Raw genomic sequence first — 22,425 nt, forward strand, 5'->3', positions numbered from 1 at the left:
TATTGATCGGCGAAGATGGGTGGATAAAGCGTGGATTTGGCGACTGCAGAGGGGTGGCTTTACGTCTGTTGCGCAAGCGGCACGTGCGGCGCGCGATACGCCCCTTCCTGTCGAAGGGGACGCATCTGTTCGGCCTGTTATCTATCGTGCAGCCAGTTCGGCCAGTGTTTCCCGCAGCCACACGAGCGCCGGATCGGCCTGGTTGCGCGGATGCCACCCTGCGTACAAAGTAAAGCCGCGGGCGTCGAACGGCAGTGCAAAGATATCGAGCAGGTCGACGTAGCGTGCTGCGAAGCGCGACGGCAGCGTCGAAACGTAGTCGGTTTTGGACAGCAGCTCCGGCACCAGCGCGAAGTGCTGGAGCGACAGCGCGACGCGCCGTTCGCGGCCGAGTTCGTCGAGATGCTCGTCCATGAAGCCGTGAAAACTGCCGCCGCTGGTGGACACCAGCACGTGATCGAGCGCGCAGTAGGTGTCGAGATCGAGTGGGGCGTCGCCGCGCGGGTGGCCCTTGCGCTGCACGAACACAAAATGCTCGTCGTAAAGCTTGCGGGCTTTCATCGACGGCGGAATCATCCGGTCGGAACCGAGCAGCAGGTCGATCTCGCCGTTTTCGAGCCGCGACGCAGCGGTGGGCTGGTCGCCGATCACGAACGCCACGCGCACACCCGGTCCCGCCACTGTGGGCAGGCGCTCCATCAGACGCATGCCGAGTACGGCGGTGGCGTTGTCGTGTGCGGCGATCACGAAGCGCCGCGTGTCGCTCAGCGGGTCGAAGGCAGACTGATGACGCACTACCGCTTCGAGATTTTTCAGCGCGGCATGCAGCGGCGTCATCAACTCCAGCGCCCGCGCCGTGCGCGTCATGCCGCGGCCGGTTTCGGCGGGCAGCAGCAGCGGATCGCCAAAGATCTGCCGCAAGCGCGCGAGTTGCGTGGAGACTGCCGGTTGCGTCAGACGCAGGCGCTCTGCCGCTCGCGTGACATTCGACTCGGCCAGCAGCGCGTCGAGCGAAACCAGCAGGTTCAAATCGATGCCGCGTAGATCAATCATATTGATAGGTCGCATACAAGTAATTGATTTCAAGAATACGTGCCACGCTTCTACAGTTCAAGCACCGAAACGAACTGAAGGAAGCTCAACATGAAAGCCTGGATGCTCGACCAACCCGGCCAGCCGCTGGCCTTGCGCGACGTGACCCAGCCGCAACCGCGCCGTAACGCCGTGCTGGTGCGGATGGAGGCGGTGCCCTTACTCAGTTACACGCGTGAATACGTCGAAGGGACATTGCCCTACGCGTATCCGCCGACACCGTTTTCGCCCGGCACCAATGGGGTTGGCCGGATCGTCGCGGTCGGCGAGGGTGTGGTGGCCTTTCGCGCCGGTCAACGGGTTGCCGTGAATCCCTACTGGATTGCCGACGAAACGGTGCGTGAACCGGCGCAGGCGCTACTGGGACTCACCGCCATCAGCGCCGACAGTGGCGCGTTGCTGGCGGAGTTTCCGCACGGCACGTTGCGCGAAGTGGCCGAATTTCCGGCCTCGACGCTGATCGCCCTGGACGGTCTGGACGGGATCGATGCCGCGCGTCTCGCGGTGCTGGGTAAATTCTCCGTGCCGTTCGGGGGGCTGCGGCGCGGCCGTCTGTCGGCGGGCGAAACGGTGTTGGTTAACGGCGCGGGCGGTTACTTCGGTTCAGCGGCCGTCCTCGTGGCGCTGGCACTGGGCGCGAGCAAGGTCGTGGCACTCGGCCGGCGTCCCGAACCGCTGCAGGCGCTGGTCGAGCAAGGCCGCGGGCGGGTGGTGCCCGTCGTGCTGAGCGGCGACGCCGCGCAGGACACAGCGGCGATTCGTGCCGCAAGCGGTGGCGGCGTGGATCTCGCGTTCGACATGGTCGGCCAGGCTACCGACGCGAACGCGACGCTCGCTGCGTTACGCAGCTTGCGCCGCGGCGGCCGGCTCGTGCTGATGGGCAGCATGCAGGTGGATTTGCCAATTGCGTACCAGGAGATGTTGCTGAACAACTGGGAATTGATCGGCCACTTTATGTACACGCGCGCCGACTATCTCGCGCTGGTTTCGCTGGTGGCGTCCGGACAGATTCCGCTCGAGGCGGTCGAGTTGAAGTCCTATCCGTTCGCCGGGCTCGAAGCGGCTATCGACGCTGCAGGCCGCATGTCGGGCCTGCAATGCACGATCGTGGAAGGGCAGTCTCCACACGCGTGGAGTTGATAAAACAGCGCGCCGGGATCTCAGTCGTGAGTCCGTTCCGGATGACGAAGACGCGAATGATTTCGGCCGTAGATCCCATAGAAGGCCAGCCCGATCACAAGCCAGACCACGAGCCGTAACCACGTGACGAGCGGCAGCCCGACCATGAGCAGCAGGCAAAACAGAATCCCGAGAATCGGGATCACCGGCACGCCCGGCGCGCGGAACGGCCTCGAGGCCCCCGCGTCGCTGCGGCGCAGATAGATCACGGCGCCGCAGACGAGAATGAACGCGAACAGGGTGCCGATGCTGACCATTTCGCCTAACACATCGATCGGCGTGAACGCTGCGACGATCGCGACGATGGTGCCGATCATCATCTGGCTCAGATGAGGCGTTTGCAGACGCGGGTGGACGCGCGCGAACAGGTGTGGCAGCAGGCCGTCCTGTGACATCGTGAAGAAAATGCGGCTCTGGCCATACAGCAGCACGAGTATCACGGTAGTCAAACCGGTTAGTGCGCCGATCTTGATGAGCACGGAAAACCAGGTGACGCCGATCACGTCGACACCTTTCGCGATCGGATCCGGGACGTTGAGTTCTGCGTACGGAACGAGTCCGGTCAGCACGCCGGCGACTGCAATGTAGAGCACCGTGCAGATCACCAGCGAGCCCAGAATACCGATCGGCATGTCGATCTGCGGCTTGCGTGCCTCCTGGGCCGCGGTGGACACGGCATCGAAACCAATGAAAGCGAAGAAGACGACGGCCGATCCGCGGAGAATGCCGCTCGCGCCGAAGTTGCCGAATTGGCCCGTATTCTGCGGAATGAACGGATGCCAGTTGGCCGGATGCACGAAGAAGGCGCCGATGACGATGAAGGCCAGCACCACCGTCAATTTGATCGCCACCATGATGTTGTTGAGCCGCGCCGATTCCTTGGTGCCGAGCACAAGCATGATGGTCAGCGCGGCGATAATGAAGATCGCCGGCAGATTAACGATCCCGGCCACCGTGCTGCCATCGGCGAGCGTCACCGTGGTGCCGGGCGCAGCCGCCAGGGTGGGTGGAATGCTGATCCCGATGTTATGCAACAGGCTCACAATGTAGCCCGACCAGCCGACCGCAACGGTCGCCGCGCCCATCGCATATTCGAGGATCAAATCCCAGCCGATGATCCACGCGAATAGTTCGCCGAGCGTCGCATAGGTGTAGGTATAACTGCTGCCGCAGACCGGCAGCATGGCGGCCAGTTCGGAGTAGCAAAGTCCGACAAAAGCGCAGGCAATCCCGCCGAGCACAAACGAAAGAATGATGCTCGGCCCCGCATAGTGCGCCGCGGCCGTGCCGGTCAGAACGAAGATGCCGGCGCCGATAATCGCGCCGATGCCCATCGCCGTAATGCTGAGTGCGCCGAGCGACTTCGACAGATGATGTTCACCGCCCTCCGCGCTTGCAACAATATCCGCGACGGATTTGCGCGCCGTATAACTTGTGTCTGCCATGATGAGTCGTCCAGTTCGTATGTTGGTGAATCCGAAATCGAATCGATCCGTGACGCACTGCAATAAGCGACTGCTTTTAAGGCGACTGACACTGTTGATATTGCGGTTGAGGAAGCTGCTGACGAATTCAGTCTAGTCTGGATTTAATCGGGTGTGTACTGAAGATCAGTACTGCGCATGTTAAAACGGCCTTGCGGGTGAGCCGCAAGGCCGTCTTTCAATTCAATCGTGGAATCCTGATCAATCGATGCCGTGAAACACCGCGTCGTCCGGGCCGAGATACACGGGCGGGCGCCATGCGGCGTCGCGCATCGAATGCTGGACCAGTTTTTCGACCCCCAGCAGCACCGCGAAAATCGCCATCCGCACCGGAATGCCGTTGTCGGTTTGCCGGAAAATCGCGAGACGCGAATCGTGATTCAGATCCACGCTCAGATCGTTCGCACCCGGCCGGCTGTCGCGCGGCAGCGGGTGCATGATCAGCGTGTCGGCGCCGCATACGCTGTCCATCAATGCCTGATTGATCTGGAAATCGGGCGTGTAGCCTTCGAACGATTCGTCGGTGAAGCGCTCTTTCTGGATGCGTGTGGCGTACACCACGTCGGCGCCGCGCAGGCCGGCGGGAAGGTCGTGAGTTTGCTCGATCACGTGGTCGTTGCGCGAGATCTGCTCGATGATGTAGCTCGGCATTTCGAGCATGGGCGGCGAGATCAGCGTGAATTTGATGCCGCGATACAGCGCCAGCAGCTTGACCAGCGAATGCACCGTGCGGCCGTATTTCAAGTCGCCGACCAGGGCGATATGCGCCCCGTCGACGATCTTGCCGAGCCGCGAGAACTCGCGCTGGATCGTGTACAGATCGAGCAGCGCCTGGCTCGGATGTTCGCCCGGGCCGTCGCCGCCGTTGATCACCGGCACGTTGGTGGCGCGCGCGAATTCGGCGACCGAGCCTTGCTCCGGATGACGAATGACCAGCGCATCCACATAGCCGCTCATCACGCGGCTGGTGTCGTAGATCGACTCGCCCTTGGCCATCGACGAAAACGTGAAACCCGTGGTGTCGCACACCGAGCCGCCGAGCCGGCAGAATGCCGCGCCGAAGCTCACGCGCGTTCGCGTGCTGGCCTCGAAGAACAGATTGCCGAGCACCGCGCCTTCGAGCACGCGGGAGATTTTCCGGCGCCGCGCGATCGGCTGCATGATGTCGGCGACGCGAAACAGCGCCTCGACCGAGTCGCGCGAGAACTGATCGACCGACAGCAGTTGCGGTTTGCCCTCGAACAGCATCTGGCTGGCAAGCGACTGCGAGTCTACGCTTTGCGTATGCTTTTCACCCGGCTCGCCATGCACCACGATTTCCGACACGAAACGTTCCACGATCTCCGGCATGGCGCGCGATTCCTGCGAATCGTCGGGCAGCAGCCAGGTGTCGAGCGCGCGGCGCGATACGCCGATGCGGCTCGCGAACGTGTCGCGGGTCATGTTCATGCGACGCATCGCGTCGCGCAGGAAGGCTTGTTGTGGGACGCTCATGCGGGCACCTGTCGGGAAAGGGGCTGCGTACCGGGTATGTACGCGGTGCGTATATTAGTTTCCCTGTCACAGAAGTCAAGCAATTTTGCGAGCGCTGGGGCAACCCGTTTGCTCAACCCGCCTGATCAACCCGCTTTGCCAACTCCTGCCGGACCCGGTTACACTGCGTGTCATGCATTCCGGCCAAACGCTCCGACTCCGCCCGTCAACCATCGCACGTCTCGCTTTTGCGAGCGTCGTGGCTGCACGCGCGCATGCCGTCGATGTCGCGAGCTTTAGCGCCAAAGCCAAAAAACAGCCGCTCATCTGACCGGAGCCGCTGTTCCGTCAGATGTTGCGACGGAACAGCCGGTCAACGCCCACCTGCGGCATTCCCTGTTTTTCCTCCCTCGCACCGCTGATCGGAATCGATACGGTCGTCATCGAGGTAAAAACATGTCTATTTTTTCGGGTATCTGGGTTCCGCTCATCACGCCATTCGCCGACGGCGAGGTGGATCACACCGCACTGCGCGCGTTAGTGCGCCGTTATGCCGACGCGGGCATTGCCGGACTGGTCGCGCTCGGCACGACCGGCGAGCCGTCCGCGCTCGACGCCGCCGAGCAGGACGCCGTGCTGGCGACGATTCTCGACGAAGCGCAGGCCGTGCGCCGCGGGGATGCGCAAGCGCTGCCGGTGCTGGTCGGTGTGTCGGGCAATCACACGGCGAGCATGGCGGCGCGCATCGGCCAATTGAACGCACTGCCGATAGCCGGCGTGCTGATGTCCGCGCCGTATTACGTCCGGCCTTCGCAGGCGGGTATCGTCGGGCATTTCATGACGCTTGCCGATGCGAGCGACAAGCCTGTCGTGCTGTACGACATTCCCTATCGAACCGGTGTGCGGCTCGAACTCGACACGCTCCTGACGCTCGCCGCGCATCCGCGAATCCAGGCGGTGAAGGATTGCGCCGGTTCGCTCGACACCACGCTCGCGCTGATCCGCGACGGCCGCTTGCAGGTGCTGACCGGCGAGGACATCAATATTTTCAACAGCCTGTGTCTGGGCGGGAGCGGGGCGATCGCGGCCTCGGCGCATCTGCGCCCGGAACGGTTCGTCGCGCTGTATCGTGCCTTGGCAGCGGGCCGGCTCGACGAAGGGCGGCGCATTTTTCACGAGCTCGCGCCGTTGATCCAGGCGCTGTTTGCCGAACCGAACCCGGCGCCGGTGAAGGCGCTGCTGGCCGCGCAAGGTCTGATCCGCGACGGCTTGCGCATGCCGATGATGCGTGCCGGCGACGCGCTGGTCGCGCGGCTCGTGGAACTGGAAAAACTTGATCCGGGAGCGCCGCGCGCGATGACAGTGTGAGCGTGCGCGCGGATGCACCTGCTGAGTTTTGTATTTGAGATGTTGCGTCACAATGCCAGGCGATAATCGGCACCCTTTGTCCACTATCGCCACCGGTATGTTGTCCGGTTGATGCCACATGCAGTTAGTCCTGTCCGCCGATTTCCGGTCCTGCTTCACTACGCTCAGCTCGCCCGGCGTGTCCAACACGCTGAATGTGCCGAATGTGCATTGCACCACCGCTCGCGCGCGGCTTTGCGCGCGCCCGGTGGCGCCGGCCGGGAGCCGCTGATGTCCTCCGTGTTTCGCGCGGGCAGCCGGCTTTCCAGCGGCTCGGTCAGCTTCGTGACGCGCCGCACCGCGCTGACCATTGCGGTTGCCGCGGCGTTCGGCGCGGCAGCGCTGGCGCTCGCCGCCGGCGTCGCGATCGGCATGCATTGGCCGGCGCACGACGGCGGCAGCTCCGGCGTTCAGGCGGCGAATCGTGTCGAGCACGACTATGCAATCGATCAACTCGGCAAGCTGAACGCGTCCGTGGCGCAGATCGAACCGCGCATCGCGCGTCTGACGATGCAGGTCGGCGCGTTGCGCGATTTCGAAGCACGTCTGAACACGCCGCGGTCGGCGCCGCGCGCACCGGCCATGTCAGCGACGCCGGCCAATCCGGCTGCGCCGGGCGCCGCCTCTGAACCCGACCTGTCCGCTACCGATGGCGAAGGCGGCCCGTCTTTACCGCCGCGCCGTTGCACGGATGTCATGCCGCAACCGGCCGGTCATGCCGACGCGGGACGGACCCGGCAACAGCTGGATTGCATCGCCGCGACGCTGTCCGCGCTCGAGCAACAAACCGCCGACCACGCAATCGCCTACGCCGCCTTCCCGGGCCGCATGCCCACCGACGGCGCGCGCTTCGGCTCGCCGTTCGGCAACCGCACCGATCCGTTCACTCACCGTTTGAGTTTTCATCCGGGCCTCGACCTGGTCGCCAAAACCGGTACGCCGATTCTGGCGGCGGCGGGCGGCCGGGTGATCTTCGCGGGCGAGAAGTCGGGCTATGGCAACTGCGTCGAAATCGATCACGGCAACGGCCTTGTGACCCGTTATGGCCACGCGTCGCGCATCGTCGTCCATGTCGGCGATCTGGTGCTGCCGCGTCAGTATGTCGCCGATGTCGGCTCGACTGGCCGCTCCACCGGACCGCACCTGCATTTCGAAGTGCTGGTCAACGGCGCGGCGGTCGACCCGGCTGCCTACCTCGCGCTATTCGCGGCCACGCCCCATGGCTGAGCAGCGTTTTTCCCGCAATGCGGGCAATCTGACCCAGCGGCCTTATACGTTGCAGCCCGCGCGGCCGCTTGCACTTCGCGCGGCCCTGTGGGTTCTGGCGTGCGCGCTCAGCGCGGCAGGCGGCGCGGCGGCCGTTGCGGCATGGCACGCTGAGCGCGCCGGCGTACCGGTTGTTCAATGCACGGCGGCGCCCGTGGATGAAAGCAACGAGCAGCGGGAACTCGCCCGCGCGCGGCTTGCGCTGGCGCAGGAATCGGCGGCGCGCGCCGCGGTGCAGAAAGCCGCGGATGGCGCGGCCGCCGACGTCGCGCGCCTGAACACCGAGCTGCAGTTTCTGCGCGGCCAGAGCAAAGCGAAGCCGCCGGAGCCGCGCCGCTGACTGCCTTCAATGCTTTTGATTGCCGCGGATGCAGCAACCACCCCGCAATCCTGCAAGAACAACGCTGCAACACCAGTCCGGATCGTCGCCCGGATGGCATCACGCGACGAACATTTTCATTTTCACGAGGTATTTATGTTCAGCAAGAAAAAGCACGCGGGCATCCAGCAGACCAAGCTCGCCACACTCATCGCACATGATGTGCGGATCACGGGCGACGTCCTGTTCAGCGACGGTTTGCGCATGGATGGTCACGTAAAGGGCAATGTCAGCGGCGAGACGGGCGCGCAGACGCTGCTGGTATTGAGCGACCGCGGCTCGATCGAGGGCAATGTGCACGGCTATGACGTGGTGGTCAACGGGCGGATCGTCGGCGACGTGATCGCCGATCACTTCGTCGAACTGCAAAGCAATGCGCATGTGACCGGCAACATCTACTACCAGCAGTTGCGGATGGATTGCGGCGCCTCGGTGGACGGCAAGCTGGCCAAACGCGAAGCCGCACAGCCGGTGACGCCGATGCTCGTCGCGGTGGCCGATACCGCAAGCGAGGAGCGCAGGGCCGGCTAGGCAGCAAAGAAGCGGCCAGCCGGTCCGTCTAACCCGCCGCGAGCCGCGTCAAATCGCTCCCGGCAGCGTCTGGCGTTGCGTGGACGTGTCGTGGCCGAGCACATCACTGCGCGGCGAGCGCGAATCGCGCAGCGCGCGCAATTCTCGTGCGCCTGCAAGATGTTCGAGCGCGCCGCGGTCGAGTGTGGCGAGCATGTCGCGTTCGGTGACCAACTGGCGCAAGGCCAGTGCGATCAGGCCGACCATCAGCAGCAGATCACCTGCAAACACGACGGCGTAAAGCGCCGAGGTGGTGCGAGGATTGCCGTAGAGCAGCGTCATGTTGGCCCGGTCGAGCAGGACGAGCAGGAGCGGCACGATGGCATTGAGCGTCGCGATAATGCTGCCCATCGCCACCAGGATACGTGCCGGTCCGAGATGCGGACGGCGCCGGCGGCACACTTCATACAGCGTCGCCGCGCGGCAAGGCACAAAAAACAGAGCCAGCAAGGTGGCGCGCATGCCCAGCGGGGCATCCAGTGCCAGCATGCTCCCGTGCAGCACGCCGAACACGGCAGTCACCACGAGGCCGGCGCGCCAGGGCGCCGGTGCGCCGAACAGGTCGCGCGTGCCTGCCCAGATCAGAATGCGGCTTTGCAACGCCAGCATCGCGGTGGCCAGCAACAGCAGGTCGTTGGGCCAGATCTTATGCAACGCGAAGCAGGCGGTCGCCGTGGCCAGCAGATAAAAGGCGATGGCCCAGAAGCGGAAGGCGCTGACTTGTGCAAACATGCGCGAAAGCGCCGTGGTGATGAGGGCACTGCACAAAAACATGATCAGCCACACCGTTTGGAACGTCGCTACGTCAATTTTCATGAAATCTCCAGCCGCCAATCTGTCTGTTCCTGCTTATCGGTAAAACGGGGCCGCGCAGCGGGGCGCGCCACGACGGACACCTTCGCGGCGCAGCCCTACGCGTTTCGAACGGATCCGGATGCTCATGTAGCCATCATCCTCTCACGAAGCAATTCGCCGAAGTCGTCGGCGCTAAGCGGCTTGCCCAGCAGGAAGCCTTGCATCTCGTCGCACATCATCGATTTGAGCATGTCGAGCTGTGATTCAGTTTCCACGCCTTCGGCCACCACGTCCATCTCCAGCGAGTGCGCGAGCGCAATGATCGCAGAAACGATCGCGCTGCCTTCCGGTCCGTGTTCATCGAGCCCGTTGGTGAAGAAGCGGTCGATCTTCAACTGCTTGACGCGAAAACGTTGCAGATAGGCGAGGCTGGAATAGCCGGTGCCGAAATCGTCGATGGCGATTTCAAAGCCGCTTGCCTGGAACTCGCGGATCATTTCGATGGTTTTCGGCGCGTCCTGCATCGCGACGGTTTCGGTGATCTCGAACATGATCTGTTTGCACGACACGCCTTCTGTCCTGACGATCTCGATCATCGTTTTGACGAGGTTCGGTTGTGACAACTGGCGCGGCGACAGATTGATCGCCACTTTCATCGACGGCAGGCCTTGCGCGACCCAGCGGCGAATCTGCCGGCAGGTTTCGCGCAGGACCCAATAGCCGATCTGTACGATCTGGCCTGAGCGCTCGGCAATCGGCACGAATTCGAGCGGCGCCAGCGTGCCAAGCTGCGGATGATGCAAACGGATCAGCGCTTCGGCACCCGCCAGCGAGTCGCCGCTGCCGTGGAACTTCGGCTGGAAATGCAGCGAGAAATGGCCGGCAATGAGCGCTTCATGCAGCGCACTCTGAATTTGCAGCGTGCGCGTCGCGGCTTCATTCATGCTTTGTTCGAAGAAACGGTAGGTACTGCGGCCCGCGCGCTTGGCTTCATACATGGCCGCGTCGGCATGTTTGAGCAGTGTGTCGACGGTGTCGCCGTCGTGGGGATACAGTGCGATGCCGATGCTCGGCATCACCTGCAGCGGCTGCGAATCGGTCCAGATGCCATGGCGCATGCGGTCGAGCACGCCTTCGGCGATCGTGCCCGCATCTTCGCGTGAATCCAGGTTCTCGGACAGCACGACGAATTCGTCGCCGCCGAGACGCGCGACGGTGTCGTTCTCACGCACGCACAGCAGAAGGCGCTGGGCGAACGCGGACAGCACTTCGTCGCCGGCCGAGTGGCCAAGCGAATCGTTGATGGTCTTGAAGCCGTCGAGATCCATGAACAGGATGGCGAACAGCGAGCGCTGGCGGCGCGCGCCATGGATCGCGCGTTCGATGCGCTCGGTGAGCGTGCTGCGGTTGGGCAGGCCGGTCAGCGTGTCGAGCGTGGCGAGCCGCACGATCTGACCGTTCAGATTCGACACCGAGCCGATCAGAAAGCTGGTGCGCGCATCGAAACGCGACAGCATCAGCGTGACGATCAGAATCGCAAACGTGAACAGGATCACCGAGGTTGCCAGCCATTCGGCGTTCACGCCCTTGGCCGCCCCGCACACGGCGCCGGGCAGAAACTCGGCGGCCGCCATGCCGGTGTAATGCATGCCGCTGATCGCTACGCCCATTACCAGTGCGGCGACTAAACGTTTGCGCACCACATGGCGTTCGTCGTCGTTACTGAGTGCGCGCGCCATCCACAGCGCGGCACCCGACGCGCCGATCGCGATCGCCAGCGAGCCGGCGAACCAGGCTGGCCGGTAGTGGATACCCGGGTCCATTTGCATCGCCGCCATGCCGGTGTAGTGCATGCCGGCAATGCCGCAGCCCATCAGCACGCCGCCGGCCGCGAGCCGCAGCGGAGTGAAGCGGGTGTCGGTCGTCACGACGAGCGCCAGATAGGACACGCCGATCGCGAGTCCAAGCGACAAGGCGGTCGTCGCAAAGTCGTAGCCGAGCGGGATCGGCAGCGAGAAGGCGAGCATCGCGATGAAGTGCATCGACCAGATTCCGACGCCGAGCGCCGCCGCGCCGCCGAGGCGCCAGGCGTGCCGCAGACGTGCCGACGACAGCAGGAAGATGCGGCCGGTCAGATCAAGCGCCGTGTAGGACGCTAGCGCCGCGACGAGGAACGAGATTGCAACCAGCCAAAAATTGTATGAGCTCTGCATGTTAAGTCCAACCGCGAAAGGGAAGCGGCTCAACTTGTTATCGACAGTTCGCGGCGTTTATTTAATTGATTTTCAATATGTTAGTGATCGGATTTGGGTATCCCGCGTCTGGGCGCGGCCAGACGGTGATCTGGCCGTGATCTAGCCGTGATTTGACCGTAGTTCAAGCCGAGGTTAACCCTTCGTCGAGCCAGCCGGTGACGCCGCCGATCATCAATTCGGCGGGTCGTCCCAGTTGCGCGAGACGCGGTGCGCCGCGCCCCGGCCAGCCTGCTTATCGCAAGACATCAGTTGGTTTCGGTTCGATACCCTTAACCGATTCACCGATCCCATTTGCACCAGAGCCGTCCGGGCCGATACACGTAAGTTATCCTTATCATATTGTGATGGCGCGACTCAACGGTCATACCGTGGCGGAACCGTGGTTTTCGGCCGAACCTTGGGTCAGCCTCAGGGGCTTATTCCACAAAATCTACTGGAGCGACTCTATTGACAGTGCTGTCGCTGCCTCGAGAAGCATTGAAGTGACCTCGTCCAGCGACGGCGCAACATCCCGGTCGACGCGGCGTAGAACGGGCGTGGTCAGTACCGCGATAGCTTCACTCGACGGACCAGAGACCGGAAACGTTACGTCAGTCACGCCCCAGCCTGCGCGCGCTCCCTGTGCAAGCGGCCTTTCTCGAGTACATCCGCAGTCACCGTTCAGCGAAGCGGCTGTCTGGTAACGATTTCATCGGCACGGCAAATTTTGCTGGCGACAGCGCGCCCGGGAAACCACCTACCAATCTTCGCTTGACCGACGATATCTCACATATGAATAATTAGTTCATTAGCGATTTTTGCGTGAGTCAGTGGATCGCACTATACCCGGGCTCGATACGATCAATCGATGTCGCACAAGTGAAGCCAATTCACTGGAAGCGGATGCCTCGGCCAACCCTGACAACGCGCTACCTGGATACCGTCAGCCCGGGATTCAGGCGAGGATTCGGCACGCGGTTTTTCCGAAGTGCAAGTTCTTTACGGTGCTGTAAGAGTTGAGTAATGAATCTGACAAATATATAGGATTACTAACATTGATGGGGGAAAAACTTTTCGGCCGATGGATGGGCGCCTCCGCCGGTTTCCGTCGGCCCCTTGACAATCATGCGAATTGGCTGATGTAGTCAAATATGGATTTGGTACAACTAAATTTATTGAAGTAGTTCATCGGTTGAATTCGAATCCTGGTTTCCGCATTGTCATGATCGAAACAGCTTTCCCATATTTGTAGTTGTCCGAACATTCAGAATTCGATGATGCGGAGAAACATCCGCACGCGAAGGTAGTCCGACACCGTCGGCCCAACGTCCTTGCACCTGGACGGTCCGGCCGGCAGGCACCGAGCGGACAACAAGGTGGAGCGCCATGCCGGTTTTCAAACGTATCGAAGCGTGGCGATCGTCATCAGCATTTTCATATCAATACTTGGAGACCAGGGTGAGAATTCTTTCAAGGAACGTGGTGTACCGCGCGGCAGTGAGTATTTTGACATTGTCAGGCATTGCCCTGGCGCTCAGCGCTTGTGACGGAAGCTCCGGCACGGATGCGCAGGCCAGCGCCAAATCGATGAATGCCAGCATGAAGGCCAGTATCCCGGGCGCAGTGGTTCTCTATGCGGGTCCATCAGGATCGGGATCGATCTGTTCTCAGGGTGCGCCTTGTTCGTTGAGTGGAGCGCAGCAAGCGGTGCGGAATCAATTGTCCGCAGGTGCAACCGATGTGCAGGTTCAACTCGAGGATGGCGTCTACAGGCTGCCGGCCACGTGGCAATTCGAAGCCGCGGATTCTGGAGCGCCGGGGCATCCGGTGGTGTGGACGGCCATGCCGAATGCACATCCGATAATCTCGGGCGCGGTTCAGGTCACGGGTTGGACGGCAACGGCGACGAATGGCGTATGGTCAGCTTCGGTCCAGGCACAGAGCAGTACGCGGCAGTTGTACGTAGGTGGGGCCGCTGCACCAGTGGCTCAACAGTCCGTGTCACAGCTTGGTTTTAAAGGATGGATAGGTTCGGCAACCGGATATGACATCAGCAGCGATAGCGCTGCCATGGCTTGGTTCTCCAGGTTGAGTCCAAATCAGGTCGCGGGTGTCGAGTTTGTTTATCCTGGTGGCAATGGGGGTTGGACTGAATCGCGATGCAGAGTGGCAAACTATGCGCAAGGCAAGTTGACGATGGCTCAGCCCTGCTGGGGCAACGTCACCAATAGGGCAACATTTTCTCAGAGCAGCGGCAGTTTGCCGTCAATGAGTTCAAGCACGATGCCGTCGTTGGTGCAGAATGCTCTCGCGCTGATTGGGCAGGGGCAGTGGTTTCTTGATTCGGCGTCGAACACGCTTTATTACGCGCCGGCATCCGGTCAGCAGATGGCTGCGCTGGATGTGGAGCTTCCCCAGCTGGAACGCCTTCTTCAGGGGGCGGGTTCGCTCACCGCACCGCTGCACGATGTGACCTTTTCCGGCCTGCAGTTTTCTTATGCGACCTGGAACGACCCATCCACCGCCGCCGGGTTTGCCGACGTGCAGAGCAATTTGCGGATGACCATGGCCGGTGGTAATCAGGGCATGTGCACTTTCTCGTCACCAGCCGGTTCGTGTCCGTGGGGCTCACTGACGCAGCCGCTGGCGAATGTCAGCTTCAGCGCGTCGAACAATATCACGCTCAGCGGCAACCGCTTCGTCAATTTAGGCGGCGCCGGCCTCGCATTTATGTACGGCGCCTCAAACAATCTTATTCAGGGGAACGAATTCACGTCGATCGCTTCGACCGGGATTCTGTTGGGTTGTACGTATGATCCAACTCCGACGACTTCAGCCGACGCAGCGGCCATCAAGCAAAACTGCACCCCGGATCCGACGGTGGTGGCAAACGATACTGTTGGCGTGAATGAGATCATGACTGGTAATACGGTCATCAATAACGTCATTCACAATATCGGCACAGATTATCCGTCCGCCTGCGGCATCACATTACTGTTCAGCCAGAAAACCACGATTACCCATAATCTGATTTACGATGTACCTTATACGGCCATTACTGCCGGTGTGGTGCAAGGCCACGTCGATCTTGCTTCGCATCCGGAAGAAGCGGTAAATATTAATTCCGACAATGTGATCAGCAACAACCTGTTGCACGATTACATGGAAACACTCAAGGACGGTGCTGCGATTTATATCGAAGGACATCAGGCGCAGTATGTCGGTAATCCCGTCGATCCGGTTGCAACGCTGAGTCACGGTATGCAGGTGACCGGTAATCTGGCCTATAATGGCCACAATACAAATTATACATTTTATGACGATGCAGGTTCGGAGTGGATAAATTGGCAAGGCAATGCGGCGTACAATTCCAGTAAAAAGAGTCAAGGTGGTTGTAATCCCACTGGGCATTTCTGGATCACCGGGAACTATATCGACGGGAAAGTGAATGACTACTCGGAATGCTGGAGCCAACCTGTAGATGTTCATGCGACAGGCAATGTCACTATTTCAGGGCTCGGCGACGTTCCTCCCAGTATTCTCAGTAATGCCGGACTGACTATCGGCGCTTCTGGCCGCATCAATGACGATTCGAAGCAGATCTCGTATCTTGGCTCATGGATTTATGCCACGAACCGGTCGTCCGAAGGCGATTACCAGAACGATGTTCATTACACGACTGCTAATAACGACACCATGATGATGGCATTTACCGGTACCGCCATTCAGATCTTCGGCGAGCAGTCTGCCGATCAGGGAAATATCGGGGTGAAGATTGACGGCGGTCCGCAGCAGATCGTCAACACGCAGTCCTCCACCGGGCGGCATTCAAATGTAGCTGTCTTTACATCGCCGACCTTATCCAGCGGACAGCACGTTGTTATCGTTACCAAGCTATCGGGCACTTATGCCACGATGGACGGGGTCAATATCTCGCCGTGATTGGCGGTGGAATATTGCAGGCAGGCATTGCCACGTGAACGGGTGCGATAAGTGGATGAAGGAGACGAAATCCGCTTATGGTGGTCGCCGTTCCGTGGCAGTTGTCGTCGATATGCGGTGCGCTGGCATGTCGCCTATGGATCAGCGTGCGAATGCGGGGCCTGTTGACAATCAACAGGTCCAGCCAAAACAGCGGAATTGGGGCGGTTGGGGGCGCACGGGTCGCAACCGCGCCACCCACAGGCTGTGTCTGTGTGGCCGATTCAAGGTGCCTGGCGAGAGCGATGCGTCTTGATGCGGTTGCATCACGGCTCAGTTGGGCTAAGGATCATCGATCCCGCCGGTCCTCAATGACGACAGGAATTTCTTGCCTCTTCAGCCTGCTCATCGCAGGACAGCGGTTCGTCCCGGCCTGGCACCTTTAGCCGGTTCGCCGATCCCGTTTGCGCCAAAACCAATTCCAGAAAAAATTGTGATTTCCACTGAGAGAGGGATTTCAAGTAATCCAATCACAAGGCGGATCGATTTTTGCGTTCGAAAAATTATATTCAAACGGATCATTTGACTGATTTTTTTGAATAATGATTCTGGTGCGGGTGAGGGCGGCATGGGGTGTTCGAATAATTTTTAATGAGAATGTTGGCGGTTAACGGCGCCAATCGAAGTAACTGAATGGTATTTTGATTAAGGATTGGCTGAAATTGGTGTAGGCATATTCTTCGAGTTGGCGAAGATGTGTAATGACCGGGTTTAACGAAACTGGGTCAACTCCGCGGGTGGTCGGGAGGTGGTATGGACATCATCAGCAGGCATTGTGATCCACCCAGACACTCTAAAACCCCGGTGGGCAGGGCGTTCAACGAAACGCCGGACTGTTGAATATTGCCAGTCAGGATTTCCCGAATCGCAGGTGATCGAATCTCGTTTCAGTATAAAAACTTTCTAATTGCTTTCCATTAACTTTCGAATTTAATAATGCGGAAATGGTAAGAAGTTAACCAGCCATGTCACGAAAGTTGAATATTTACGGTTGATACTCCGTCACGCCAGATAAGGGCAAAAAGCTCATGCCGCGCGAGTCGCATATATTGCGATATATCCGCATGGGGAAATTGATTTTATCGAAGGAGGCGTAAACGCCTGCTAATAAAAACATGCTATCGCTCAAGTGGCGCTGGCACTTTTGGGGAATAAGAAATGACCTTCAGATCAAAAAATCTGCGAAGAATTGGATTGGGGATGTCTGTCCTTGCCATAGCTCAGATGCTTGCGGCTTGTGGCAGTGGCGTGTCTTCCAGTTCTGGCAGCACGGCGACGACGACGGGGCCGACGACCGCGGCATACCTGCCGAAAACGCCGATCCAGCACGTGATTGTGATCATTGGTGAAAATCATAGCTTCGATAACGTGTTCGGTACCTATCAGCCTCGTAGCGGACAATCTGTCAGAAACCTCTTGTCCCAACAGATCGTCAATCAGGATGGCACGCCTGGCCCGAACTTCAGCCAGGCGAATCAGGCAGCCGCGACCGACGGCTCGTCCGATGCGTTCCTGCTGAGTCCGCCCCAATCGCAGATGCCGGGCGGCGTGCTGCCGGCACCGCTGACTGGCGGTCCGAAGGCCAGCTATTTCCCGAGCGGCACCACCCTGGCGGTCGCACAGCAGACCGAAAGTGGCCTGGACCCCGCGTACTATCAATACCTGCTTACTGGCGGTACGGGCCAGGCCAACAAGGTGCCCGATGCCCGTATCCCCAACGTCAATGCGTTGCCGGCGGGCCCGTACCAGTTGACCAGCTCTACGCTGAGCTACGACTCTTATTCGGCTAGTCCGGTTCACCGTTTTTATCAGATGTGGCAGCAACTGGATTGCAACATCAGCCACGCCACGCCGGCCAATCCGTCAGGTTGTGACGGCGCTCTGTTCTCGTGGGTTGAAGTCACGGTGGGCGCTGGCGCGAACGGCGCGGCTCAGCCTGCGAACTTCAGCACGCAGTATTCGGCGTCCGCGACTACCACGGGTGAAGGCTCTGCGGCATTGGGCTTCTATAACATGTCCAACGGCGATGTTCCTTACTTTAAGGAACTGGCCGATACGTACGCAATCAGCGACAACTTCCACCAGTCCGTCAACGGCGGGACGGGCGCGAACCACATCATGCTGGGCCACGGCGACATGATCTGGTTCAGTGATGGCAACGGCAATGCACAGGTGCCTCCGCACAATGTGGCCGTGGCTTCGGGCACGGCCAATGCCGGTATCGTCGACGAAATCGAGAATCCGAACGCAATGGCGGGTACCAATAACTGGTATTCACAAGATGGCTATGGCGGTGGCAGTTACGGGTCGGCGTCTTCGGGTGGTGGTTCGTATTCCAACTGCGCCGATACGACTCAGCCGGGTGTGGCGCCGATTGTGAACTACCTGAATTCGCTGCCGAAGCCGGTTGCTTCGAATTGCGTGGCGGGTCACTACTATCTGCTGAACAACTACAACCCCGGCTATTTCGGTAACGGCAAGAACGCGTACACCGACACCAATTCGAACAATACGGTGTTCACGATTCCGCCGTCCTCGGTGCCGAGCATTGGCGATAGCCTGAACAAGGCCAATGTGAGCTGGAAGTACTACGGCGACCAGTGGAACAATTACGTCAACGATCCGTATCAGCTGAACTGGGGCGTTCCCGGCGCGAATAGTGACGAGTATTGCAACATCTGCAACCCGTTCCAATACGACACCTCCATCATGGCCAATCCGGCGATGGTTGCGGCGCACATCCAGGACACCACGAATCTGTACGCGGACATCAGCAGCGGTAACTTGCCTGCCGTGTCCTTCGTCAAGCCTAGCGGCTGGGTCGATGGCCATCCGAATTCGTCGAAACTGGATCTGTTTGAAGGCTTCTCGAAGAAGATCGTCAATGCCGTTCAAGCCAATCCGGCGCTGTGGGCCAATACCGCCATCTTCATTACTTTCGACGAAGGCGGTGGCTACTACGATTCGGGCTACGTGCAGGCACTGGACTACTTTGGTGACGGTACCCGTATCCCGTTCATGCTGGTTTCCAAATACGCGATCCCCGGTTACGTGTCGCACAGCTATACCGATCACGTGTCGATGCTGAAGTTCATCGAGCGGAACTGGGGCCTGCCAACGATCAGCAATCGCAGCCGGGATAACTTGCCGAATCCGGTGCCGTCAAGTTCGAATGCTTACGTACCAACGAATGGACCATCGATCAACGATCTGTTCGACATGTTCAACTTTGGTTCGTCTTCCTGACGTTTTGATTATTGACTGAACCGAAGGCCGGCCTGCGAGGCTGAGTAAATGGAAATGGGGGGAGGGCCGAAAGGCCCGAACCCCGTTTTTCCGATCAGACTCACTTGCATGCCTTGCTGTTAGCTGTAGCTCGACAGGCTGTAATCATCGGAGCGTGACGCGCCTTCACCGGTTTGAGTGGGTCTGCGATAACCACACCGGATAAGGTGCGTTCGTGCGGATGATTGGTGGCCTTGTTGTGGCTTTCTCTGGAAAGTCGACTTATCCGGTCGGCTCGCTCATAAAGGAAAGGAAGTTGATCAATATCAGTACCATACTTGGAAGCCTGGTCGTGCTGTTGGCGCTGGCAGCGTGTTCCCAGAACGATGTGGACAAGACGGCTGGAGCGGGCAGAGTGAACGATGCCAAAGGGCCGGTTGCCGTGACGGTCAATGGCTCGCCCATTAGCCAGCGTGAAGTGGATATGCTGTTACGTCAGCAACCGCCACAGCACGACGAACCAACGGCGCGCCAGCGGGTTCTCGACAACATCACCCTGCAAGTGATCGTTTCGCAGGAAGCTGTGAAGAAAGGATTGGACAAGTCGCCCGATGTTATGGACCAGTTCGAAATGGCGAGAACTTCTATTCTGGCCCAGTCGTACGTGAAGGATTACTTCAAGAATCATAAAGTAAGCGACGCGGAACTGAATGCCGCTTACGACAAGCTGAAGGCTGATGCGAACGGCAAGCAATACAGGGCACGTCATATCCTGGTGAAGACGAAGGAAGACGGCGAGGCCATCATTGCCAGGCTGAAGAAAGATCCTGATTCGTTTAGTGAGCTTGCCACTGCGCAGTCTCTTGATCCTGTTACCAAACCCAAGGGAGGTGACCTGGGCTGGTTCGACACGAAGCGTATGGACCCCGACTTTGCCGCGGCGATCGCCAACCTGCAGAAGGGAAAGTTCACCGAGGAGCCTGTGAAGTCTCAATTCGGCTACCACGTGATCATGCTGGATGACGTGCGTTCCAATGTGGAAACGGTGCCACCGCTGGAGCAGGTGAAAGACGGGCTGACTGATCAGTTGCGCCAGCAGGACCTGCGAAAGATGCTGGACACGCTGAAGGCGAATGCCAAGGTCGAAGTCTCCCCGCCTGCAAAGGCATCCTGATCAATCTGACGAGATAGCGTGGGCCGCTATCCTCAGCGGCCCAGGTGTTTTTCCAGGCAAAGCATGTCCACAAAACTCTTGCGAATTGCGACCCGGCTCATGGCATGCCTGGTGCTGGTCGGCCTGTGTTCTTTTATCGGGTGGCAGGCGGCTTCCCAGCCTGTTCTTGCCCAGGGCTGGCCGATGGACCCCTGTTCCCGGCCGGCCGTGGGAAGTGTCGTGCCTGAACCCCCTGACTTACGCAGCCATAACGGTGTGTTGAAGCTGGACCTGGCGATTCGCAACGTTCGTCAAAAGGACGGCACGTCCCACTATTGCTACCTCTTGCCCGACGGCCGTCAATCGCCGACTCTGCGCGTGCGTCCCGGCGACCGCCTCGTTCTCCATCTCAAGAATGAGTTGACTGCAGACCAGCCAGGTTCCACCGGCCTGCAACCGCTCCTCAATAAAAGTATCTGTACTGCCAAACCCGCAAAAGAAAGCAATCCATGCGACAGCGGCGTGATGTCCGCCACGTCCACCAATATCCATTTCCATGGGTTGACCGTGCCGCCTGTGTGTCATCAGGACGATGTTCTCAAGACGTCGATACAGCCCGGCGATAAGGCCTTCGAATACAGTTTTCAGATACCTAGGGACGAGCCCCCGGGCCTGTATTGGTACCACCCGCATATGCACGGCTTTAGCAGCGAGCAAGTGCAGGGCGGCGCTTCCGGTGCGCTCATCGTCGAAGGTATCGAACATGCCATGCCAGAGGTTGCAGGCTTGCCCGAGCGGGTGCTGGTAATCCGTGACCAGGAGCTTCTGAACCCGAAGGCCATGCCCGCCAGATCGGAACCCGTGATGTCCAGGTCGCTGGTCGAAAGCGACGGCGATGCGGTCAACAACGGTACCGGCTTTGGTAAGCCGTCGAAGGATCTGTCGGTCAATTTCGTCCCGGTGGCCTATCCGGACTACAAGCCGGCCGTGATCAGGATGAAGCCGGATGAGCGCCAGTTGTGGCGCGTGCTGAATGCATCATCCGTCACCTACCTGAATCTGGCGCTGCTGGTCCAGCGCCAACCTCAGAAGCTGGGCATCGTGGCCGTTGACGGCGTTCCCGAATTGAGCGACGGCAAGTCCCAGCCGAGTGCGCTCTGGGTCGATCAGGTCGGCATCCCGCCTGGCGCCAGGGTCGAGTTCATCATGAATGGGCCGCCCTCCGGAAAGGCGGGGCTCCTTGTGACTCGAACGGTAGATACGGGTCCTGTCGGCGAGAACGATCCCAACCGCGCGCTCGCCATGGTCGTTGCCGATGCGGGCGCCACGGCGCCGGCATCGATCCTGCCGAAGGCGCATGAGGTGCTTTCGGCCGTCAGTCTTCCGCCGCTGCGACAGGTAACGCCGGTGCGTACCAGAAGGCTTTTTTTCTCGGAGAAGCCGTCCGACCCGAACGATCCGAATAGCCCGACCGAGTTCTACCTCACGGTGGATGGCCAGAAGCCCAAGGTCTTTGATCCCCATGACGGCATGCCGAATATCGAGGTGAAGCAGGGTGATGTGGAGGACTGGATCATCGAGAACAGGTCGAGCGAATTGCATGCTTTCCACATCCATCAGATCCATTTTCTGGTCATGGACGTGTCGGGTAGGCCGATTGCCGAGCCGTTCATGAGGGACACCGTCAACGTACCGTACTTTAAGCAACAGATGTTGAGCTACCCCAGCGTGCGTCTGCGCATGGACTTCCGGGATCCGAACACGGTGGGGACATTCGTCTATCACTGCCACCTGCTGGAGCACGAGGACGGCGGCATGATGGGAACGATACGGGTTTTGCCACGTCATGCTAAGTCACAACGATCCCCAACGGGATCAAACGCAACGCCGGGTTGATACTGATTCAGACGTCATTTTGATCGGGAGAACTCGCTATTCCAATGTAATCGGGCAGGACCGTCACCACGGTTTACCTGCGCGATCAATCGGATTAAGGATTTCCCTATTCTGTTGTAGGCGTCCGTCCCGTAAACGTTTTTGCTTACCTGGTCTCTCATTTTTACTTTAAAATTCGCACAGAGAATCTAGAGAGCTATGTTGATACATGGCATTCAGATAATGTGGTTCAGGAAAGAACAATTAAGTTTCATCATTCATAAATATTGATTAATTATACTGGTGAAATTG

The 22,425-nt window shown here is 59.6% G+C and carries 15 protein-coding genes and 1 pseudogene; 9 read left to right on the plus strand and 7 right to left on the minus strand.

What is annotated here, in order from left to right; translation table 11 throughout:
* Positions 1-141 precede the first annotated feature (141 nt).
* Positions 142-1,053, minus strand: coding sequence for a LysR family transcriptional regulator (locus BCY88_RS31005; protein WP_120347970.1), 912 nt, complete (start codon positions 1,051-1,053; stop codon positions 142-144).
* A 90-nt stretch (positions 1,054-1,143) separates the two neighbouring features.
* Between BCY88_RS31005 and BCY88_RS31010 the strand changes: the two genes are divergently transcribed.
* A complete protein-coding gene (locus BCY88_RS31010) occupies positions 1,144-2,232 on the plus strand; it encodes a zinc-binding dehydrogenase (protein ID WP_120347971.1) in 1,089 nt (362 codons plus the stop codon).
* A 20-nt stretch (positions 2,233-2,252) separates the two neighbouring features.
* Here BCY88_RS31010 and BCY88_RS31015 read toward each other — a convergent pair whose 3' ends face one another.
* Positions 2,253-3,716 (minus strand): amino acid permease, encoded by a 1,464-nt coding sequence (locus BCY88_RS31015; RefSeq protein WP_120347972.1) that lies wholly within the window; start codon positions 3,714-3,716, stop codon positions 2,253-2,255.
* A 240-nt stretch (positions 3,717-3,956) separates the two neighbouring features.
* The gene (locus BCY88_RS31020; protein ID WP_120347973.1) at positions 3,957-5,249 is read right to left on the minus strand and encodes an aspartate carbamoyltransferase; all 1,293 of its coding nucleotides are present in this window, start codon (positions 5,247-5,249) and stop codon (positions 3,957-3,959) included.
* A gap of 435 nt (positions 5,250-5,684) precedes the next feature.
* Here BCY88_RS31020 and dapA point away from each other — a divergent pair, with 435 nt between their 5' ends.
* From dapA to BCY88_RS31040, 4 genes are all read left to right on the plus strand, one after another.
* A complete protein-coding gene (gene dapA, locus BCY88_RS31025; protein ID WP_120347974.1) occupies positions 5,685-6,596 on the plus strand; it encodes a 4-hydroxy-tetrahydrodipicolinate synthase in 912 nt (303 codons plus the stop codon).
* A 270-nt stretch (positions 6,597-6,866) separates the two neighbouring features.
* Positions 6,867-7,862: a M23 family metallopeptidase gene (locus BCY88_RS31030; RefSeq protein ID WP_120347989.1), complete on the plus strand. Its 996-nt coding sequence runs from the start codon at positions 6,867-6,869 to the stop codon at positions 7,860-7,862.
* Positions 7,855-8,241 carry a hypothetical protein gene (locus BCY88_RS31035; protein WP_120347975.1) on the plus strand — a complete coding sequence of 129 codons (387 nt, stop codon included), beginning with the start codon at positions 7,855-7,857 and terminating at the stop codon, positions 8,239-8,241. The genes BCY88_RS31030 and BCY88_RS31035 overlap by 8 nt, the downstream gene beginning before the upstream one ends.
* 135 nt (positions 8,242-8,376) lie before the next feature.
* Positions 8,377-8,811, plus strand: coding sequence for a bactofilin family protein (locus BCY88_RS31040; protein WP_120347990.1), 435 nt, complete (start codon positions 8,377-8,379; stop codon positions 8,809-8,811).
* A gap of 48 nt (positions 8,812-8,859) precedes the next feature.
* Here the strand turns inward: BCY88_RS31040 and BCY88_RS31045 are convergent, their stop codons facing one another.
* The 3 genes and pseudogenes from BCY88_RS31045 to BCY88_RS40500 form a co-directional block, all read right to left on the minus strand.
* Positions 8,860-9,666 carry a hypothetical protein gene (locus BCY88_RS31045; RefSeq protein ID WP_120347976.1) on the minus strand — a complete coding sequence of 269 codons (807 nt, stop codon included), beginning with the start codon at positions 9,664-9,666 and terminating at the stop codon, positions 8,860-8,862.
* A gap of 122 nt (positions 9,667-9,788) precedes the next feature.
* Positions 9,789-11,858 (minus strand): putative bifunctional diguanylate cyclase/phosphodiesterase, encoded by a 2,070-nt coding sequence (locus BCY88_RS31050; protein WP_120347977.1) that lies wholly within the window; start codon positions 11,856-11,858, stop codon positions 9,789-9,791.
* A gap of 163 nt (positions 11,859-12,021) precedes the next feature.
* Positions 12,022-12,117: pseudogene (locus tag BCY88_RS40500) on the minus strand (rhodanese-like domain-containing protein); the annotation flags it as partial.
* A 1,148-nt stretch (positions 12,118-13,265) separates the two neighbouring features.
* Here BCY88_RS40500 and BCY88_RS39655 point away from each other — a divergent pair.
* The gene (locus tag BCY88_RS39655) at positions 13,266-15,821 is read left to right on the plus strand and encodes a right-handed parallel beta-helix repeat-containing protein (RefSeq protein ID WP_147408577.1); all 2,556 of its coding nucleotides are present in this window, start codon (positions 13,266-13,268) and stop codon (positions 15,819-15,821) included.
* A gap of 384 nt (positions 15,822-16,205) precedes the next feature.
* Here the strand turns inward: BCY88_RS39655 and BCY88_RS39660 are convergent, their stop codons facing one another.
* Positions 16,206-16,430, minus strand: a complete 225-nt coding sequence (locus BCY88_RS39660) for a hypothetical protein (RefSeq protein ID WP_147408578.1) — start codon at positions 16,428-16,430, stop codon at positions 16,206-16,208.
* A 654-nt stretch (positions 16,431-17,084) separates the two neighbouring features.
* On the opposite strand from BCY88_RS39660, the gene BCY88_RS31065 reads away from it, so the two are divergent.
* The 3 genes from BCY88_RS31065 (at position 17,085) to BCY88_RS31075 (ending at position 22,134) form a co-directional block, all read left to right on the plus strand.
* Positions 17,085-19,106 (plus strand): alkaline phosphatase family protein, encoded by a 2,022-nt coding sequence (locus BCY88_RS31065; RefSeq protein ID WP_404935751.1) that lies wholly within the window; start codon positions 17,085-17,087, stop codon positions 19,104-19,106.
* A gap of 220 nt (positions 19,107-19,326) precedes the next feature.
* On the plus strand, positions 19,327-20,259 hold the full coding sequence (locus BCY88_RS31070; RefSeq protein ID WP_120347980.1) for a peptidylprolyl isomerase: 933 nt from the start codon (positions 19,327-19,329) through the stop codon (positions 20,257-20,259).
* Between the two features lie 63 nt (positions 20,260-20,322).
* Positions 20,323-22,134: a multicopper oxidase family protein gene (locus BCY88_RS31075; RefSeq protein WP_120347981.1), complete on the plus strand. Its 1,812-nt coding sequence runs from the start codon at positions 20,323-20,325 to the stop codon at positions 22,132-22,134.
* The last annotated feature ends 291 nt before the right edge of the window (positions 22,135-22,425 follow it).

Origin of the sequence: Paraburkholderia fungorum, from assembly GCF_003610895.1 — a bacterium.
GTDB lineage: Bacteria > Pseudomonadota > Gammaproteobacteria > Burkholderiales > Burkholderiaceae > Paraburkholderia > Paraburkholderia fungorum_B.